At 71.5% G+C, this 19,678-nt stretch carries 12 protein-coding genes; 7 read left to right on the plus strand and 5 right to left on the minus strand.

Annotated features, from left to right (window positions below):
* Positions 1-8: 8 nt before the first annotated feature.
* A complete protein-coding gene (locus CAP_RS54910; RefSeq protein WP_044238738.1) occupies positions 9-1,346 on the minus strand; it encodes a M20/M25/M40 family metallo-hydrolase in 1,338 nt (445 codons plus the stop codon).
* 150 nt (positions 1,347-1,496) lie between these two features.
* A complete protein-coding gene (locus CAP_RS09330; RefSeq protein ID WP_044238740.1) occupies positions 1,497-7,313 on the minus strand; it encodes an alpha-2-macroglobulin family protein in 5,817 nt (1,938 codons plus the stop codon).
* A 339-nt stretch (positions 7,314-7,652) separates the two neighbouring features.
* Between CAP_RS09330 and CAP_RS09335 the strand changes: the two genes are divergently transcribed.
* The 4 genes from CAP_RS09335 to CAP_RS09350 all read left to right on the plus strand — a co-directional run bounded on the left by CAP_RS09335 (position 7,653) and on the right by CAP_RS09350 (position 12,381).
* Positions 7,653-8,813, plus strand: a complete 1,161-nt coding sequence (locus CAP_RS09335) for a hypothetical protein (RefSeq protein ID WP_044238743.1) — start codon at positions 7,653-7,655, stop codon at positions 8,811-8,813.
* Between the two features lie 71 nt (positions 8,814-8,884).
* Positions 8,885-10,039 (plus strand): hypothetical protein, encoded by a 1,155-nt coding sequence (locus CAP_RS09340; protein WP_231511248.1) that lies wholly within the window; start codon positions 8,885-8,887, stop codon positions 10,037-10,039.
* Between the two features lie 12 nt (positions 10,040-10,051).
* Positions 10,052-11,245: a hypothetical protein gene (locus tag CAP_RS09345; protein ID WP_156040639.1), complete on the plus strand. Its 1,194-nt coding sequence runs from the start codon at positions 10,052-10,054 to the stop codon at positions 11,243-11,245.
* A 77-nt stretch (positions 11,246-11,322) separates the two neighbouring features.
* A complete protein-coding gene (locus CAP_RS09350; protein WP_044238752.1) occupies positions 11,323-12,381 on the plus strand; it encodes a glycosyltransferase in 1,059 nt (352 codons plus the stop codon).
* A gap of 51 nt (positions 12,382-12,432) precedes the next feature.
* Here CAP_RS09350 and CAP_RS09355 read toward each other — a convergent pair whose 3' ends face one another.
* A complete protein-coding gene (locus CAP_RS09355) occupies positions 12,433-13,401 on the minus strand; it encodes a class I SAM-dependent methyltransferase (protein WP_044238981.1) in 969 nt (322 codons plus the stop codon).
* A gap of 104 nt (positions 13,402-13,505) precedes the next feature.
* The gene (locus CAP_RS09360; protein ID WP_044238755.1) at positions 13,506-14,852 is read right to left on the minus strand and encodes an MATE family efflux transporter; all 1,347 of its coding nucleotides are present in this window, start codon (positions 14,850-14,852) and stop codon (positions 13,506-13,508) included.
* A 27-nt stretch (positions 14,853-14,879) separates the two neighbouring features.
* On the opposite strand from CAP_RS09360, the gene CAP_RS09365 reads away from it, so the two are divergent.
* Together CAP_RS09365 and CAP_RS09370 are read left to right on the plus strand one after the other, a co-directional pair.
* On the plus strand, positions 14,880-16,397 hold the full coding sequence (locus CAP_RS09365; protein ID WP_044238758.1) for a hypothetical protein: 1,518 nt from the start codon (positions 14,880-14,882) through the stop codon (positions 16,395-16,397).
* Positions 16,398-16,644: 247 nt separating this feature from the next.
* Positions 16,645-17,400 (plus strand): SCE4755 family polysaccharide monooxygenase-like protein, encoded by a 756-nt coding sequence (locus tag CAP_RS09370; protein WP_044238761.1) that lies wholly within the window; start codon positions 16,645-16,647, stop codon positions 17,398-17,400.
* Here CAP_RS09370 and CAP_RS09375 read toward each other — a convergent pair.
* Positions 17,372-18,463, minus strand: coding sequence for a Glu/Leu/Phe/Val dehydrogenase dimerization domain-containing protein (locus CAP_RS09375; RefSeq protein ID WP_044238764.1), 1,092 nt, complete (start codon positions 18,461-18,463; stop codon positions 17,372-17,374). The genes CAP_RS09370 and CAP_RS09375 overlap by 29 nt on opposite strands.
* A 143-nt stretch (positions 18,464-18,606) precedes the next feature.
* Here CAP_RS09375 and CAP_RS09380 point away from each other — a divergent pair, with 143 nt between their 5' ends.
* A complete protein-coding gene (locus CAP_RS09380; protein ID WP_044238767.1) occupies positions 18,607-19,620 on the plus strand; it encodes a bactofilin family protein in 1,014 nt (337 codons plus the stop codon).
* Positions 19,621-19,678: the final 58 nt, after the last annotated feature.

Below are 19,678 nucleotides of genomic sequence, written 5' to 3' on the forward strand. Positions count from 1 at the left end.
GGCTCCGCTCAGGTCGAGGCGCGGACGTGGGCGCCGATCTCCGCGACGAGGCGCTCGACGTAGGCGAGGCAGAGGGTGATGGCCTCGGGCTCCAGGTTCTCGGGGGTGTCGGTGGGCAGGTGGTAATGGCGGGGGGTGCCGGTGCGGTCGTCCACGCAGCCGAGAGAGACGGCCGGATAGCCGGCGACGGCGAAGGGGATGGCGTCGGTGCCTCCCACGGGGATGGCAAACGGCTTCACCTCCGCGAAGCGAGGCTCCGAGCCTGAGACCCGCTCCAGGGCGTCGCGGAGCCACGGCGCGAGGGGGACGGGGACGATCTCGCCTTCGAGGTAGTAGCGGAGGGTGCCGTTCGCGGGGCTGTCGACGCCGATCACCACGGTGTGCGCCGGGTCCCAGCGCTCCTTCATGGCGTCGCAGAGGGCCTGGGCGCCGCCGAGGCCCGCCTCCTCGCAGCCGGTGGCCACGAAGACCAGCTCCACGTCGTCGGGCTTGTGGGCGCGGAGGCGGCGCGCGAGCAGGAGGAGCGCGGCCACGCCGGAGAGGTCGTCCATGGCGCCAGGGACGACCTGGCGGCGGAGGGAGACGTCGAGGTTGAACGCCGCGGAGAGGAGCGGGGGGATGGTCAGGGCCACGCGGGCCGCGGTGCGAAGGCGGGGAGAGCCGACGCCGGGCGGGAGGAGGTCGAGGGCCGCGAGGCCGGCGAGGGCGAGGGTGGCGAGGCGAAGGGGCTTGGCGAGGGGGCCCCTGGAGCCGGCGGCGCGGGAGGCGACCTCGGGGTGGAAGATGAGGCCGGTGTAGGCGGCGTCGACATGCGCGAGGAAGACGATGCGGAGGCGGGGCGCGGTGGGGGTGCTGGAGGAGGCGGGGCCGGAGGAGGCGGGGCCGGAGGAGGCGGGGCCGGCAGACGTGGTGGCGGGGAGCGTGCCGAGGACGTTCTGGGAGGGGCGAAAGCCGAGGAGGCGGCGCAGGACGAAGGCCTTGCGGGTGGAGTCGGCGAGGTACGAGGCCGCGGTGCCCGCGTGGAGGGCGAAGGCGAGGCGGGGGGCACGCGCGGTGAAGAGCGAGCCGAGGGTGCCGAGGCCGAAGTGGAGGGCGAGGCTCTCGTAGAGGCTCTGGTTCCAGGAGAAGGTCTGGCGCTCGGTGGCGAGGCCGAGGGCCTTCATCTCGGCCTCGACGAGGGTGTGGGCGCGGGCCTCGTCATCGCTGGTGGAGGCGCGCGCAGGGCAAGCAGCGACGACGCGCGCGATGAAGTCGCGGGCCCAGGCAAGCTCGTCGAGGTCGCCGTCGGTGGAGAGGGAGGGCGGGGAGGCAGACGAGGAGGAGGGAGGGGTGGGCGGCGAGGACATGGCCGAGGCATGCTCGCATGAGGCGGGAAGGCTGGGACAGGGGTGAGAGGTCGAGGATGGAGCGGGTCAAGACCTGCGTACGACGCGAGCCTCAGCGCGGAGCCTCTGCAGCCCTGAGCGCCGCAGAGGCTTGGCGCATCCTGCAGGACGTCAGCGGATCACCACCCGCTCCGCCTCCGAGTACCCGGTCGAATCCCCCTCGTACATCAGCTCTGCCGACGCTGGCGGCACCACGAACTCTCCGGCGGTCGTGGCGCGCGCCAGGTAGGTCGCGGCCACGCGCTCGCCCGAGACCTCGTTGAAGTAGAGGTGCACCCGGTCGTCACGCAGCTCGACGTGGCTCGCGTCGCTGCCGTAGCGCAGCACGCCGGCCAGCGGATGATTGCCATCGAGGTCCGGCGCGGACGCGACGGTGTTGAGGTCGGGCTGGATGGGTTCGAAGCCCCCGGGAAGGCGATCGGTGATGGCGAGGTAGCCGAGGCGCTCGCGGGGGACGCCGGTGGGCAGGCCGATGAGGAGGGCGACGCGCACCACGTCACCGGGGCGCACGGCGGCGAGGTCGAGGGGGCGGCCGCTGGGGTCGGTGTAGATGCGGTGCACGCTGGGGCCGCGCTGGGCGCGCGTGGCTGCGAGCTGGCCGGCCTCCTCGCTGTCGAAGGCGCGGCGCCACGCGGCTTCGAGCTGGTAGGCGACGGCGCCCTGACCGTCGGCCTCCAGGCGCAGGGTGGCGCGCTTGCCGCGCAGCTTGTCGAGGGGGATGGTCAGCTCCTTGCTGCCGAAGCCCAGGTCGCGGGACACCGCGAGGGGTTCGCCGTCGACGAAGGCGCGGACCGGGGTCCCCTCCCCCGCGGCGGCGGCGAGCTGGCTGGCGACGGCGAGGAGGGCGTAGGAGGTGGCCTGCGTCGTGTAGGCCTCGGTCTCGCGGACCAGGCTGGAGAGCAGGCCGGGGAGGACGGGGGCGCTCCGGCGCAGGCGGGTCAGGGCCATGGCGGCCTGGGCGCGGCTGCGGGTGGGAGAGCCGTAGTAGTAGAAGTCGTCCGACTTCGGCGGCGAGGTGAGCTTGCCTTCGGCGTCGAAGCCCGCGAGCACCGCGTCGACGAGGGTGGCGACGCGATCGTCCTGACCGGGCAGGCTCGCGAGGGCGAGGGCGAGGCTCGCCTTGCCGAAGACGCTCTGCTTGTCGCGGGTGTCGTAGAGGGCGTCGGCGGCGCTCGGGGGCAGCTCGTGCAGCTCGGCCAGGCTCTGGGCGATGGCGGCGCGGACCTCGGGGCCGACGCTGCCGTCGAGGAGCCGGTCGGTGAGGTAGCGCTTCATGCCGTCGAGGAGGCCGGGGGGCGGGGTGACGCCGGAGGCCTTGGCGAGGACGACGGCGCGCATGGCGTAGGCGGTGCCGTAGACGTTGGGCTCGTCGTCGCCAGGCCAGTACCCGAGGCCGCCGGAGGCGGTGCGCATGGTGGCGAGGCGATCGAGGCCGGCGCGGATGCGCACCGCGATGTCCTGATCGCTCAGGCGGGAGATGCCGATGCGCGGGAGGATGGTGCGCGCGGCGATGAGGGGCAGGGTGCTCGACGTGGTCTGCTCCACGCAGCCGTGCGGGTAGCCGAGGAGGAACTCCAGGCGCGCGCCCAGCTCGGGCCAGAGGTTCTGGCCCACGCGCAGCCGGAGGGAGCCGCCGCGGGTGTCGACGCTCGCGGGGACGGCGAGGGAAACGGCCTGGGTGGCCACGAAGGCGCCTTCGAGGTGGGGGCGCTCTTCGAGGCCGGGCTCGTCGACGCGCAGCTTGAGGTCGACGGCGTCGCGGACCTTGCCGGAGCCATCGGCGATGGCGAAGGAGAGGGCCTGCTCGCCGGCCTGGGTGGCCTGGAACGGGAAGGCGACCTTGCTGTGGCCTCCCGCCGGGACCGCGACTGCGGTGGTGCGGTCACCGAGGCGGACCGTGCCGGCGACGGGCGCGTCCGTGTTGTTGTGGACCATGGCGGCAAGCTCGAACCTGTCTCCGCGGGTGGCGAACCGGGGGAGGACGGGGACGATCATCAGCGGCTTGCGCACGGTGAAGTCGCTCTCCGCCACGGCTCCCTTGCCGGCGCGATCGAGGGCGAGGGCCATGATCCGGAACTGGGTGAGGTTGTCGGGGAGCTTGAAGCGGACGCTGGCCTTGCCGGCGGCGTCGGTGCGGAGGTCGGGCCGCCAGAGGGCGGTCTCGACGAAGTCCTTGCGGGCCTGGTCGATGGTGGCGCGCTCGGAGCCGCTGCCGTCGCCCGCGATGTGGCTGCGTTCGAGCAGCTCGGCGAGGCCCTCGCGGCTGTCACGCAGCCGGAAGCGGAGCGGCTGGCCGGGGCGCAGGGTCACCACCGGGTCGGGCTGGTGGAAGTCGGTGAGGCGGAGGATGCCCTCGTCGACGACGGCGAGCGCGATCTCGGCACCCTCGACGGGAGCCTGGCCGTCCTTGAGGGAGAGGTCGATGGCCACCTCTTCGCCAGGCTCGTAGGTGCGCCGGTCTGCGCGGGCAGTGAGATCGAGGCGCGCACCGGCAAGGGAGACCGGGACGCGGACGGCGCCGACCTTGTAGTCCAGGGCGGTGGCGCCTGACTCTCCGATGGGGAGCAGGGTCACCGCGACGTGCACGTGGGGGGCGTGGGCGGCGGTGATGGGGACCTCGAAGACCGCGGAGCTGCCCTCGACGCGCACGCTGCGGTGCTCGAGGAGGCGGCCTTGCTCCACGGTGAGGAGGGCCGTCGCTGCCTTGTAGGGGCTGCGGACCAGGATCTTCGCGGTGTCACCGGCGGCGTAGCGGGGCTTGTCCGCGGTGAGCTGCACGGCGCGGCCACGATCGGGGAAGCTCACCTGCTCGCTGGAGCCATGCCGCCAGGCCCAGAGGGAGGCGGTACCCCCGGGGCGACCGTCGATCTCGGCGGTGATCTCGTGGTCGCCGTATCCCTGCACGTCGAGGTCGCAGCGGACCGCCGTGGCGGCGCTCTTCACCTCGCACCGCCCGACGTCGGTCCGGCGCGGCGACCAGGTCCACCGCAAGGCGCCTCCGGGCCCGCGCTGCTGGCTGTACGACCACGAGAGCCGGGTGAGGCGCGCGGTGACCTTGGCGCCGATCACCGGCTGTCCCTGGGTGTCGATCGCGCCGAGCTCCACGGGCACGGACGCGCCCACGCCGACCCACGAGGTGGGGACGCGGAGCCCGGCGTAGCGCGACACCGGGTGCTTCACCATGCGGGCACGGCCGGCGATGTGGCGGTTCGAGCTGTCGGTCACGTCGGCCTCCAGCACGAAGGCCTGCGGTCCGACCGTGCCGTCCATGGCAAGGGCCTGCTCCACGGCGAGGGTGCCATCGGGGCCGAGGGTGCCGTTACCGGCGCGGCTCCAGAGAGCGCCCGCGGCGCCCGCGTCGCGGTCCTCCCACCACGCGCGCGGGCGCCGGAAGCTCAGCCCTGCCTGCGTGAGCGGTCCGTCGGGGAACGACGCGGGCTCGCGGCGCAAGGTCCAGCTCACGTCGCCGCCATCCATGGCCGCGCCGAAGAGGTAGCGCCCGCGCACCTTCGCGCGCATGCCCCCGGGGGTCTCCGTGGCGTCGACGTCGACGGCGAAGCGGGGCGGCTCGAACTCGGCCACCTGCACGATGGTCGAGGCGATCACCTTGTCCTGCGAGGTGAGCAGGACCTGGTGGCGGCCCACCTTGCCGTCCGCGGGGATGTCGAACCGCGCGGCGACGCTGCCCAGATCCCCGGTGGTGTGGGCCTCGCGGCGCACCTCTTCGCCCGTGGGACCGACAACGCGCACCTCGACGGGGGCGCCGGCCACGGGCACCAGCCGATCTCCCTCGGGGCGGCGCACGGCGGCCTTGATGAACGCCGCCGATCCGGGCCGATAGATACCGCGATCGGTGAAGATCATGGCCCGCTCCACGGAGGGCGCGACGTCTGCCGGCTCCTCCGACTCGTCCTCCTCGTCCCCCGCGCTGCGCACTCCACCGGCCAGCTCCGGAAAGAGCTGCTTCGCGTCGATCCCGCCCTCGTCGAGCGGGAGGAACAAGGTCTCGCCGGCCATCTCCACCCGGAGCTTGCCGCCCGGTGAGGCGCCGAGCAGGGCGACGCCCTGGGGGTCCGTCTTCGCGGGCTGCGCGTCGTGCCCCTCGAACGTCACCGAGGCGCCTGCCACCGGCTCACCGCGCGCGAGGCGGGTGACGTGCACGACGGTGGCGCCAGCGAGCGTGCGCACATGCGCAGCGAGCGAGGTCTCGCGCGCGGGGCGCACGAGGGCGACGCTGGGCCTGGAGGCCTCGCTGTCCTGCGGGAAGGCCACGGCCCTGGCGCCCGACACGAGCTTCACGGGGCGCACGGTGGCGAGGTAGCTCCCTCCGCCGGGGAGGAGCTTGCCGAGGTCGACACCCGTGGTGACCAGCGCATCGCTGCGGAGCGCTTTCACGGGCACCGGCACGCGGATCGAGGGCGCCTCCGCGGGGATCGCGTGGGTCCGCGCGCGGGAGAGGGCCGTGTCGAAGGCAGCGGCGTCGCCCGGAGGGACGGCCCAGGCGAGGAACTCGGCCTCCTCCACGTTCCGGCTGGTGAGAGGGAAGCTCTTCGAGGTGGCGGGGTCCAGGACGAGCAGGCCCTCCGGCATGGTGACGCTGGCCTCCTGGGGGCGCTTGCGCACGGTGAGCCGGAGGGGCTCGGCGAGGCGTCCACCGTACTCGTCGAGGAGGCCGGAGACGTTCACCTGGTAGCTCTTCGAGGACTCGAAGCCCCCGGAGATGGACACGCGGTTGTCCCACGGCTCGTTGCGCACGGCGAGGTTGCGTACGGGCGGCGTCACGGAGACGTGGTGCGCGAGGGCGCTGGAGGCCATGTCGATGCCGTGGTTGAAGCGGAGGTAGAGGCCACGATCGGCGAACCAGATCTGCCCGTTCTCCTCCGCGCACTTCACGTCATCGTCGTAGTAGGGGGCGCACTTCACCTCCTCGAGCGCGAGGGACCTGGCGACATGGAGGCGCCGGGAGACGACCTCGCTGTCCTCGTAGGCAACTGCCCCCCGGCCCGGCGCTCCACCCGCACCGCTCGCCGCGCCGCTCGCCCGGAAAACGACATCCTGCCCTGGAACGAGGGGGGTTGCAGGTCGGACGAGCACCACGAGGCGCGGATCGACGGAGATGCCCTGGAACGTGCCGCTGCGCGGGTGGTCGAGCACGAGCGGGATGGAGCGGTCATCCGCGTCGGTGAGCGAGACCTGCCCCCGGGCCACCGTGAGGGAGATGGGCTGATCGTAGAGCACGCTCAGGGTGGGCGTGCGCGCGAGCGTGGACTCGTCGGAGGGATGTACCGCGATGATGCGGTGAACGGCCGGGGTGGGCACGTAGCCGAGGACCTTGCCGGCGATGGTGACGCTGGGTGTGGCGGTGAGCTTGGCGCTCCAGGCGGGCAGCGCTTCCCCGGAGGCACTCTTCAGGGCGCCGAGCGCGACCTCGTAGGTCCGGCCAGCCTCGAACTGCGCGGCGGCCGTGAACTCCAGGGTGTAGTGGTTGATCCAGCGGGCCACGCCGGGCACCTCGGGGGTGAGCCGGAGCGTGGAGGGCGCGGCGCGGCGCTCCTGCGATGCGGGAGCCGCGGCGGCGAGCGGTGGAAGTTCCATGCTCTGATCGAAGGAGATCTGGAAGCTCCTGCCGACGATCGCGAAGGCACCGTGCGTATCGAGCGACGGCTCGGACACGCCTGGAGGCTGCTTGCGCTGAGGATCCGCGAGGACATCCCCGAGCACCGACGCGAGGGAGCCCCGCGGCGCGCGGGCACCTGGTGGAGGCGGGAAGACCACCTCGCCGGCAGGTGCGGTCACGCTGCGTACGAGCAGCTCCACCGGGGCCTCCGAGAGGTGCGCACCGTCCGGCAGCGAGGGGCTGACGCCACCGCAGACGAGACCGAAGGGCGCGGTGAGCAGGGCAGCAACGAGGAGCCATCTGCGGCGCAAGTTTCCAGAGAGCGTGCGGCGTGCACGAGGAGCGCACGGTTCCGTGGATACCGTAGGAGAGCGCTGATGCGCATCCTCGGGGTGTTTGCTGCCTTGCGCAGCAGGCCTGGGCTCCGCCTCTGCGGGCCGTGCTTGGGGCTGATCAGCCATGGGAAAAAGCCTCCTTGAGCGTGACCGGAGTCATGCGACGTCACTCGAACGCCACTCAGGTCACGCCGTATTCCGTGGTCCTTCTTCCCGCCTCCCGCCCCCGGCCGATTCCATTCCCGGCGCGCTCGCCTTACCATCGGGTGCATGATTGGCCACTCTCACCCTGGGCTCCGACGCAGCACGACGTGGATGCTCGCCTTCCTTGGGCTCGTCTCGTGCGCCGTGCTGCCTGTGTCCTGCGTGCTCGATGTGGAGGGGACAGCCCCGGACCCCGCAGCAGGCACCGGCGGCAATGGCCCGGGAGGAGGAGGTCCGGGCAGCGGCGGCGGCTCGCCGACCACCACGGGAGGAGGCGAGGGCGGCGGCCAGCCGCCTCCGCAGGAGGACTGTCTCGACGGCCAGGACAACGACGGCGATGGGCTCATCGATTGCGCGGACATCGACGACTGCGCACCGGCGGACTACGAGTGTGCGCCGACACCCCCGACCGGGTGGACCGCCAACGCGTTCGCCGGCCTCGTCAACTTTGCGGAGATCGACAACCTCCCCGAGTGCCCCAGTGGCACGACCGGCGCGGACTTCTTCGCCGATCCGAGCGCGGCCTCGTGCAGCGCGTGCTCGTGCGTCCTGGATCCCAACTCGGCTTCCTGCTTCGCGCCCCAGTTCACCTGCAACTGGTACTCGCAGAACTGCTCGGGAGGCACGCAACAGGTCGACGCCACGGACACGGACAGATGCCTGCAATTCCAGGGAACCGTCCCCAACTCAGGCTCGTGCCGGATCACGGCTCCCAGTGCGGTGCGTCAGGCTGGCACGTGCACGGTCACCTCGGGTGCGAGCACCCTGCAGAATCCTGCTCCGTGGGGCCGCGCGGTCCGTGTCTGCCAGAGCGACACGCACCAGGGTGGAGGCTGCGATGCGGGTCTGGTCTGCCAGCCCCGTCCGCCCACGGGTGTCCCCGGACTGGAGGGCTTGAGCTGCCTCGTGAAGGAGGGCACGGATGGGTGCGACCCCGGCTGGGCTCAGCTCGACGTGCAGCTCTTCGCAGGCGGTACGGATCAGCGGAGCTGCTCGGCGTGTGGCTGCAACACGAGCGCGGTGGGCTGCACCGGAGGCAGCATCACGGCCAACTCCAGGGATAATTGCGTGCCCGAGGGCACGCAGACCACCCTGACGACTCAGTGCCAGAACGTGACGGTTGCCCTCGACAACAACACGTTCTCTCTCCAAAGCAGGCTCGGGACAGTGACGGGACAGGCCACCTGCACGGGTGGCCAAGGCCAGGGCTCCGTGGCGACCGAGGGCCCCACCAAGCTTTGCTGCCGTACGCCCTCTCCCCCTTCAAATTGATGAAGAGACTGCGCATGCCGAGCGCGCCCTGGGCCTGGTAGCTCCCGCACCAACGTCCTACCCTGCGGTCCATGAGGGGACGTCAGGACCGACTCGGCATGCAGGTGAGAGCCTGCCTCCTTGCGCTCTGCGGGATCGCCCTGGTGGGGCTCGCGCCCGCGTCGTGCGTGCTCGACGTGGAGGGCACGGCCAGCGAGACCACGGCCTCCAGCGGGAGCGCAGGGGAAGGCGGCACTGGCGCGGCTGGCGGTGGCGGCGGCGGCACATCCGGGACCGCCGAGGACTGCCTCGACGGGATCGACAATGACGGCGACCGCCTGACCGACTGCGAGGACGAAGAGGACTGCGCGCCCGCCGCCTACGAGTGCGTTCCCGCAGCGCCCGAGGGCTGGACCGGCAACGTGCGCGCCGCGGTGGTGCCCACCGGAGATGCCGGATCACTGCCGGAGTGTCCTCCGGGCACGACCGCCGAGGACCACCACGCCACTCCGGCGACGGCTCCCGACTGCAGCACATGCGCCTGTGACTGGGACGACGACCAGGCCCGGTGCTCGCCGCCGCAGGTGACCTGCTGGTGGGGCAACACCTCCTGTGGCGGAACCTCGTTCGAGGTGTTCAACGACCTCGTCGACAACACCTGCAGGGGCGTCAACTACCCGATGCCTGGCGGCTCCTGCCAGAGAACCGGGCCGGGTGTGGTGACGAACCCCGGGACCTGCGCCCCCGCGCCCGGAGCGGGTGAGCTGCAAACGCAGGCTCCCTTTGCCGAAGCGGCGCGGCTCTGCACGAGCCCGGGAGGCGGCGGCTGCACCGACGGCCAGGTGTGCGTGCCCCGCGCCGCCACCGGGAACGCGGACGTCGACGCGAGGGTGTGCATCACCCAGGAAGGAACGGGCGCTTGCCCCTCCGGCTGGACCGATGCCGAGATCCAGCTCTACGCCGATGGCGCGGACAGCCGCGCTTGCTCACCCTGCGTCTGTGGAGAGGTGACCTGCACCGGCGGCTTCGCCTTCGCCTACGACAGCGACGACTGCAACGTGGTGTTTGGGGTTCTGCCCATTATCCAGTTCTGCTCCGATCAGTCGAGCTACATCGACAACAACCAGTTCTCCGTCCGCGGTACCGCAGCCACCCCCCAGCCGCCCTCGTGTGATGGAGGCCTCGGTAGCGGCACGGTAGAGCCTGAAGGTCCCACGAAGCTGTGCTGTCACCAGCAGGTGCCCTGAAGGAACATGACCATGCGCAAGAGCCGAGCTTCCCGAACGGATGTGCGTCATGCCGGAGCCTTGCTGCTGATGGTGCTGACCGCCGGGAGCTGCGCCGTGCTCAGCGGGCTCGATGACTACGAGGTCACGAGCGGAGGCCAGGGCGCAGCGCCGGGCACAGGCGGTGCGTCCACCACGGGCACAGGCAGTGCGCCGACCACCACGGGAGGAGGCGGAGGCAGCACTCCCGGCCAGCATGAAGCCAACTGCCTCGACGGCCTCGACGATGACGGTGATGGGCTCATAGACTGCGCCGACCTCGAAGACTGCGCCCCTGCGGACTACGAGTGCGCGCCGACACCCCCGACCGGGTGGACCGCCAACGCGTTCGCCGGCCTCGTCAACTTTGCGGAGATCGACAACCTCCCCGAGTGCCCCAGTGGCACGACCGGCGCGGACTTCTTCGCCGATCCGAGCGCAGCGTCGTGCAGCGCGTGCTCGTGCGTCCTGGATCCCAACTCGGCTTCCTGCTTCGCGCCCCAGTTCACCTGCCACTGGGGCTCGCAGAACTGTTCGGGCGGCACGCAACAGGTCGATGCCACGGACACGGACAGATGCCTGCAATTCCAGGGAGCCGTCCCGAGCACCGGATCTTGCCGGATCACTGGCCCCAGCACGGTGCGTCAGGCTGGCACGTGCACGGTCACGGGTGCGAGCACCCTGCAGGATCCTGCTCCGTGGGGCCGCGCGGTCCGTGTCTGCCAGAGCGACACGCGCCAGGGTGGAGGCTGCGATGCGGGTCAGGTTTGCCAGCCCCGTCCGCCCACGGGTGTCCCCGGACTGGAGGGCTTGAGCTGCCTCGTGAAGGAGGGCACGGATGGCTGCGACCCCGGCTGGACGCAGCTCGACGTGCAGCTCTTCGCAGGCGGTACGGACCAGCGGAGCTGCTCGGCGTGTGGCTGCAACACGAGCGCGGTGGGCTGCACCGGAGGCAGCGTCACGGCCAACTCCAGGAATGAGTGCGTGCCCGAGGGCGCGCAGACCACCCTGACGACTCAGTGCCAGAACGTGACGGATGCCCTCGCCAACGACTCGTTCTCCCTCCGCAGCAGCCTCGGGACAGTGACGGGTCAGGCCACTTGTACGGGTGGCCAGGGGCAAGGTTCCGTGGTGACCGAGGGCCCCACCAGACTTTGCTGCCGTCTGCCCTCCCCTTCCGCCAACTGACCAGCCCCCCTCCTCCGACAACCAACGACAACCAACACGCACGGCGCTCCCGACCCGGCTCCTCCCCACGCACCTCCATGAAGCTCGTCTCCACCACCCTCACCGGGAGCAACGCCGACATCCTCGGCGATGCGCTCCGCAGCGTCGTCGACTGGGTCGACGCTTGCCTCGTCATCGACACGGGCGTCACCGATCGCAGCCTGGAGATCGCCCGCGAGATCGCCGGCGACAAGCTCGTCGTGCGCACGTTCCGCTGGATCAACGACTTCTCGGCGGCGCGGAACTTCGCCCTCGACGCGGCCCACGAGATCCAGGGGGACTGGGCGCTCACCCTCGACACCGACGAGCGCATGGAGCTGCGCGGCGAGGACGTCCGCGCGGAGATCGAGGGCGCCACCGAGGGGGTGCTGATGGTCCTGGATGCGGCGGGGACCTATGCGAAGGAGCGGTTCTTCCGCCTGCCCGTCAAGGTTCGCTTCTCGGGGCCCACGCACGAGTCCTTCCCGTCGTACAAGGTCGGGTGCCGCACCCTCTCCCGGATGCGCTTCACGGAGCTGCCCAAGTCCCCGGAGGGCTACCGGAAGAAGTTCGAGCGCGACGCGGAGGTGCTGCGGCGGCACACCAAGGCGAACCCCAAGGATCCGCGGTGGTTCTACTACCTCGGCGACGCGCTCCAGAACCTGAAGCGCTACGAGGAGGCGATCAAGGCCTACAAGGCGTGCGCGGCGCTGCGCGGCTGGAACGAGGAGTCTGCGTGGGCCTGCTACAGGGCCGCCGAGTGTATGATCACCCTGGGCCGCTACACCGACGCCGTGGACTCCTGCGCGGCGGGGCTCACGCTCCACGCGGGGATCGCCGAGCTTCCGTGGCTCGCGGCGTTCGCGTCGTGGAAGGCAGGGCGGGCCGAGCAGGCGGTGTACTGGGCGCGGCTCGCGCTCCCGATGGGGCTGTTCATGGGGGAGGGCCACAAGGTGAAGCGGATCGGGTTCCGTCACGTGAGCGCGCTCCACGAGGGGCCCTTCGACGTGCTCCGGTTCGCGCTGCGCGCCATCGGCGATCCTGCAGGGGCGGCCGAGGCAGAGCGGCTCTACCAGGAGGCGCTGAAGGCGCGGTCAGCGGGCGGCGGGCAGGGCTGACGCGGGAGCCCCCAGGCACGCGGCGCTTCCCGTCGCACCACGCACGCCCGGTCAGCGGGCCACGAGGAGGACGGCCGGTGCCCACCAGTACGGGTACAGCGCATGGCGCTCGACGTGGCTGAACCCGGCATCTTCGAGGAGCGATGCCCAGTCGGAGATCGGCTGCTCGTAGGTCGCCCGGGTGACTCCCCTGTCCACGTAACCGAACATCACCGGCATGAGGAAGCCCTGCACGACGACCTCGCCCTCGGCGCCTTCGTACTCGCCGAGGCCCACGCGGTAGCGGCCGAGGACGTGGCGCACCATGCGCGGTTCGAGCGCGTCGTGCATGTCGGGCGCGTCGAACTCGGCCACGAGCAAGGTGCCGACATGGTCGCGCAGCCAGCGGAGGAGCGCCGGTCTGTCGGCAGGCGGGATGGCGTGCAGGCTGTACGTCGCCTGCGCCACCTCCCAGCGCCGTGAGGCCATCTCGGGCGCCGCGAGGAACGCCTGCGCGCTCCCGGCGAAGGTGGCGAAGGGGAGGTTCTGAGCCGCGAGCAACGCGGCGCAGCGCTCAAGCATCGGCGTCGCCGGCTCCAGCAGCGTCACGTGGCGCACCGCGCGCGTCAGGGCCGGCAGGAGCGCCATCCCGTCACCCACGCCGATGTCGAGCAGATCGAAGGGAGCGTCGGGGTACTGGCCCGAGAGCGCGGCGCTGGTCCTCTCGTAGAGCTGCACGTTGCCTCCGCCGCGGATGAAGGCAGCGAACCCCTCGGCCGACACGTAGACCTGGCGCTTCCCCTCACGGACCACCCGCGCGAGGTAGGTGGCCGCTGCCTGGAACAGGCGATCCTCCGGCACAGCCTGGGCGGCCCGCGCTGCGAAGGCTGCAGCCTCCGGGGCGCGGTCATCGGCGAACGCCAGGAGCGCCAGGTAAAAGATCTCCTCGGGCGATGGCGTCTTCACGGCCGCGGCAGCGTCGAGACCTGCAGCGCGGTAGCGGTCGTGGATCTCCTCCAGCAGGCGCAGCTCCTCGTCCATGGGAGCCATGTCTACAGGAAGGCGCCGGAAGCTGCTTCAAACTCCTGAACGACGCGCGCGCTCCGGCCCACCTGCCATGGCTCGGCACCACCCAGAAGCGCGGGTCACACCTCGAGGGCAGCCCAGGCGCGGCGCCGCCACAGGACGGCGAAGATCAGGGCCTGGATGGCGCGGTAGCACGACTGCGCGATCCAGATGCCGAGCAGGCCGTACCCGAGCATGGGCCCGATCAACCAGGCCGCTGGCAGGAACACCAGCCACTGCATGCCAACGCTCACCAGCATGACGGCCTGGCTCGCCCCCGCGCCGAGCAGGGCGTTCATCAGGATCATGCCCACCGCGTCGGCGGCAATGGCGGCGCCGAAGACCATCAGCGAGGGGCGCGCCAGCGCGAGCGTCGCCGGATCGTGGATGAAGATCGAGAGCACCTGCTCGGGGAAGAGCAGCATTGGCAGGCCCAGCGAGGACATGGCGACCATGGCCACCTTCACCACGTCCCACCCCCAGCGGTAGGCGTCCTCGCGATCCTTGCGGCCGAGGGCCTGGCCCACCAGCGATGCGGCGACGATGCCGAGGGCGATGCCGGGGAGGATCGCCACCAGCATCACGTTGGTGAGCACGCTGGCGGCTGCCGCCTCGGCCGTGCCCACGCGGCCGAGGATGGCGAACAGGGTGGTGAGGCCCGCGGCGTAGAGGAGCTGCTGGAGTCCGGCCGGGATGGAGATGCGCAGCATGGTCCGCAGGGCCGTGGGATCGGGCACCTCGCGGAGGAAGCCCCAGGGGCGCGCGAGCCGGATCGCCTGGGTGGTGTAGTAGAGGGTGCCCACGCCGGTCGCGGCAGAGGTCGCGATGCCGGCGCCCAGGGTGCCGAGGCGCGGCGCGCCCAGGTTGCCGAAGACGAGCAGCCAGCAGAGGACGATGTTCACCGCGTGCATGATCACCAGCGTCTGCAAGTAGTTGCCAGGCCGGTTGATGCCGTTCCAGTAGCCGCGGTAGGCGAAGTTGCACCCCACGAACACGGCGCCGAGGAGGCGCACGCGCAGGAACGGTACACCGAGCGCCACGACCTCAGGGTCGGGGTTGAGCAGCCGGAACAGGGCTGGCGCGGCGAGCCAGGCGATGGAGGTGAGGGGGAGCGCCAGCGCGATCGCGAGGAGGAGCCCTCCGTTCAGCGGGACGGCCGTGTCGGTGACGCGGCCCTCGCCGTGACGGCGCGCAGCCATGGCCTGCACCCCGGCGGAGAGGCCGGTGATGAAGGCGGTGGTCACGAAGAAGACGAAGCCGCCGACCCCCACGGCCGCGAGCGCCGCGTTGCCGAGGGTGCCGACGAAGGCGGTGTCGACCAGGTTCAGCAGATTCTGCGAGATCATGCCCCCGATCACCGGGAGACCCAGCGCCAGGATCGTGGTGGTCCGGCTTCGCCCGTCCACCACGTGGTGCTTCACCGTCATGGAGCCTGATACCATGGCGGGCCTCCGATGAGATCGAACCCCTCCTCCGCGCGCCGCTCCGTGGCGCTGCTCGGCGCGGTGCTTGGCGCTGCGTGCAGCCACGACTGGAGCGCTTACGATCCGCGGCTCGACGCAGCGAGTCAGGGAGGCACAGGTCAAGGGGGCTCCGGTGCGGGCGATCCGGGGTCGGGGACTGGCGCCGGCAACACAGGCCCGGGTGGCCAGGGGCAGGGTGGTGCCGGCGCGGGGCCGTCCTCCGGCGAGCCCCTCTGGGCCATGGCGCTGACGGACGACGACGTGGATACCCCGGCACCGGCGGTGGCCGTCGACAGTGCAGGAAACGTGTTCGTGGCCGGCACGTTCCGCGGCGAGCTGCGGGGTGACGGGGAGTTGCTCATGACCTCGCTGGGAGAGCGCGATGCCTACGTGCTCAAGCTCGGACCAACAGGAGGCCTGCTCTGGACTGCACGCCTCGGAGGCCCGGGGGACCAGCGGATCTACGGGGTGGCCGTGGACGCCGCAGAGGGGGTGTTCATCACCGGGGAGTACAAGGGCGAGCTCGCTTTCGGGAGCGAGGTCCTGAGCAGCCCGGAGACCACGAACATGTTCGTGGCGCGCCTCGATGCGTCGGGCGCGCCGCTGTGCGCGCGGGAGCACGGGGACGCCGACGGCGACCAGTTCGGCATCGACGTGGCCGCGGTGGGCAACGGGGCGGTGGTCGTCGGGATGTACTTCGGGACCATCGAGCTCGGCGGCACCACCTACGGGAACGCGGGCGATCGGGACACGTTCATCGCCCGCTTCGACGCGCAGTGCGAGGTGGTCTGGTCGCACGCCTACGGGAGCACGGGGGCCGACTTCGGCTGGAGCGTGGCCGCGACCGCCGGGGGCCGGGTGGCGCTCGGGATGGACTCGCCGGGCACGCTGGATCTCGGTGGAGGCGAGCTGCCGGGCGACGACACTGATGATGACGCGCTCCTCGCGAGCCTCGGCCCCTCCGGAGAGTACCTCTGGGGAAAGCGGCTCGGAGACGGCGACAGTCAGTGGGCACCACGCGTGTCCTTCGATCTCGCGGGCAACGTGCTCGCCGCGGGTTCGCTGTGGGGACAGATGGATCTCGGCGTCGACGTGCTGACGAGCGCCGGAGGGCCCGACGTCTACGTGCTCAAGATCGACGGCGCGGGGACGCCTCTCTGGGGGCGTCGTTATGGCGACGGCCTGGAACAGCACGCCTTCAAGACGGCCGTGGACGCCTCGGGCGCGGTGCTGGTGACGGGCGGAATGCAAGGCACGGTGGACTTCGGCGGGGGCTCACGCGCCAGCGCGGGGAACATGGACCTGTTCGTCCTCAAGCTCGACGGGGATGGGCAGCACCTCTGGAGCCTCCACGCGGGCGACGCTGCGGAGCAGGTGGGTACCGGGCTCGCGGTGGCTGGGTCCGGTGCCGCCGTGGTGTCGGGTTACTTTTCAGGGACGATGGATCTCGGCAAACAGCTCGTCAGCACCAGCGGCGTCGACGGCTTCGTGGCGAGGCTCGCGCCCTGAGGCCTTCGGCAGGGGCTCGCGGGGACCCTCACCTCGGAGGGTGGAGGGAAATTCCAGGCTCGCTCAGGGCTCGCTCGGGGCTCGCTCGGGGCCGAGGTGGCGCCGGGCCAATGCCTCACGACGCACCTCGGCCGTGCGCCCCTGCAGGCATGCGGGACTATTCGCTCGGGTGAGAACGATGAAGACAGCGGAAGCTCCGGGCATGTAGCTTGTCCCCGTGCGCTGATTGGCGCGCTGGAGAGGTCTCATGCGCAGGCTGCTGACTGGATCCCTTGCTTTCGCTGCCGTCTTCTCGGCAGCCACCGCGTCTCGGGCGCACATCGATCTCCTCGATCCGCCGCCCCGGCACACGGGCAACGACTCCCAGAAAACAGGGCCGTGCGGCGTGGCCAACGACGCGCGGAGCGCCACGCTGGTCACGGAATACGTGGCCGGCTCGAACATCACCGTGAAATGGGACGAGACCATCGATCACAATGGGCACTACCGCATCCTGTTCGCGCAGGACGGGTTCCAGTTCCCCCCTGCGAGCGCAGCGACCTTCTGCTCCACGGGCGATGAGGTGACGCCGGGGGTGTATTGCCTCGCGGACGGCATTCAGGATCAGGCTGGAGCGCCCGAGTACCAGATGAACGTGACGCTGCCCGACATGCCTTGCGACAACTGCACGCTGCAGCTCATCCAGTGGATGGACGACGCGGCAGCGGGGCAGGAGACCTACTACGAGTGCGCGGATCTCATCCTGACGCCCGCCGGCGCCGGCGGCGCAGGAGGCGCCACCAGCAGCGCCACGGGGACCGGCGTCGGAGGTGGAATGACGAGCGGCACCGGCGCGGGCGTGGGCGGAGCCGGCGGCGACGACAACTCCTTCAACCCGTATCCCGACGATAGCAAGGGCTGCTCCATGGGTCAGGGTCAGGGTCAGGGCAGCACCGCGGCCGCAGCCGCAGCCGCGCTGGGCCTGCTGGCGCTCTTCAGCCGGCGCCGCCGCTCGGCGCGTTGAGGGCTCCGGCGGGGGGCGCAGAGCGACGCTGCCGCCCCTCCTCGATCCTCCGCTCGGCGATGCGGTCTGCGGCCACGCTCGGCAGGATCCCCTCCGACACCGCAGACTCCAGGATGGCCAGCACCGTGTCGTGGATGCCGTCGACCCGGCGCTGCATCTCGGAGCGTGGCCAGTCGAAGAGGTCGACGCCGCCGCTCAGCACCCCGCCCGCATTGGCCATGTAATCGGGGATGTACAGGATGCCGCGCGCCGCGAGCGCGTCGGCGTGCCGGGGTGCGCGGAGCTGGTTGTTGGCGGCGCCGACCACCACCTCGACCTGGAGGTCGGGGATGCTCGCGTCGTCGAGCACGGCCCCGAGGGCGCACGGGGCGAAGATGTCGGCGCTCACGCGCGCGATCGACGCGGGCGTGGTCACCTCGGCGCCGGTCTCGCGCGCCACCACCTCGGCGCGCGCTGCATCGACATCCGCGACGACGAGCCGGGCGCCCGCCTCGGAGAGCGCACGTGCCAGGGGCGCGCCGACGTGACCACACCCCTGCAGGGCGACCCGCTTGCCCGCGAGATCCGCGCTGCCCCAGCGCCAGTGCGCAGCGGCGCGCATCGCCTGGAAGACACCTCGCGCCGTCCACGGGGAGGGATCGCCCATGCCGTCGGGGAGGCCTTTGACGTGGCGCGTCTCGCGGCGGATGAACTCCATGTCGGCGGGGCTCGTCCCCACGTCCTCGCCGGTGATGAAGGTCCCGCCCAGGCGCTCGATGAACCTGCCGTGCGCCCGGAAGAGCGCTTCCCGATCGGGAGGGGCATCGCCGAGGAGGATCACCGCCTTGCCTCCGCCGGCAGGCATGCCCGCCAGCGCGTTCTTGTAGGTCATCCCCGCCGAGAGGCGGAGCGCGTCGTCGAGGGCCTGCGCCTCGTCCGCGTAACGCAGCACGCGCGTGCCGCCGATCGCCGGGCCCAGCACCGTGCTGTGGATGGCGAGGATGGCCCGGTAGCCCGCGCCGGGATCCTGGCAGAAGAGGACCTGTTCGTGGCCCGTGGAGGCCAGCGTGTCGAAGATCTGCATGCGGGTGACCGTACCACGCGGCGCGGGGCCGACAGGGTGGTCAGCCGGGGGCCGGGCGCCTGCAGGAGCATGATCGAGAAGGCGGGGATGAGCGCGATGGCCGAGGGCCAGGGCAGCGCACGGGGCATGCAAGAGGGCCAGAGATGGTCCGCTGGAATGCGCTCGCCCTGCTCGCCTTGCTCACCTCCCTGTGTCTCCCATTCCCGGCAGGTGCCCAGCCGCCAGCGACGACGGACACGACGGCCGTGCCCGTGGCACCCACGGAGGCAGCGACGCCGGAAGCAGGCGCGAAGGGGCCTTCTGCGAGGAGCGAAGCAGCCCCGACGCCAGACGCGCGGGCGGATGGGTCCGATCTGCTCTTTCGCATGGGCGCCACGGCCGAGGTGGATGCGGGCAAGCGCGTCGGCCAGGTGATCACACTCGGCTGTGACGCGCGCGTGGACGGGGTGGTGTCCGACGATCTCCTGGTGATCGGGGGCGATGCCTCGGTCACCGGAGAGGTGACGGGAAATGTGACCATCGTGGGCGGTCGCCTCGACCTCGGCCCGGGGGCGCGCGTGGGCAACGTGACGCTGGTGCAGTCGGAGCTGACGCTCGTCCCTGGGGCAGCGATCTCCGGGCAGGTCACGAAGAGCAGCGGCCCCGTCTGGGGGTGGGGCGTGGGGTGGTTCTTCTGGCTCAGCGTGAGCGCGTTCGTGGTGGCCTGCGGGCTCCTGTTCGCTGCGGTGGGAGGGCGGCAGCTCGCCTCCGCGGCGAGCATGCTGTCGGCGCGACCGGGCGGCGCTGGCGTGGCAGCGCTCGCGCTGTGGATCGGGCTCCCGGCGCTGGGGACGCTGGCGCTGTTCTCGGTGGTGGGCATCCCGATCGGAGTGGCGCTGCTGCTCTTCGCGCTGCCCGTGCTCTGGTTCCTGGGATACCTGGTCGCAGGCGTGGGCGTCGGGGTGCTCATCGTCGGGTGGCGCGGCGCGCCGCGGCCAGTGGACCACCCCTATGCGGCAGCGGCGCTGGGGCTCCTCGTGCTGCAGCTCGTGTCGTTCATTCCCTGGATCGGGACCCTGCTCGCGCTCGCAGCGGGGCTCTGGGGCGCCGGAGCGCTGGTGCTGCGCTCCGTGCGGATGATGCAAGGACGACCGCCGGAGGCCGCTGCCGCCACCTGAGCGTCATGGAAGCACTCTCGGGGCGAGGGCGCTTTGCGACGGCATGCGTTCTCGGGTA

The organism is Chondromyces apiculatus DSM 436, from assembly GCF_000601485.1.
Lineage (GTDB): Bacteria > Myxococcota_A > Polyangia > Polyangiales > Polyangiaceae > Chondromyces > Chondromyces apiculatus.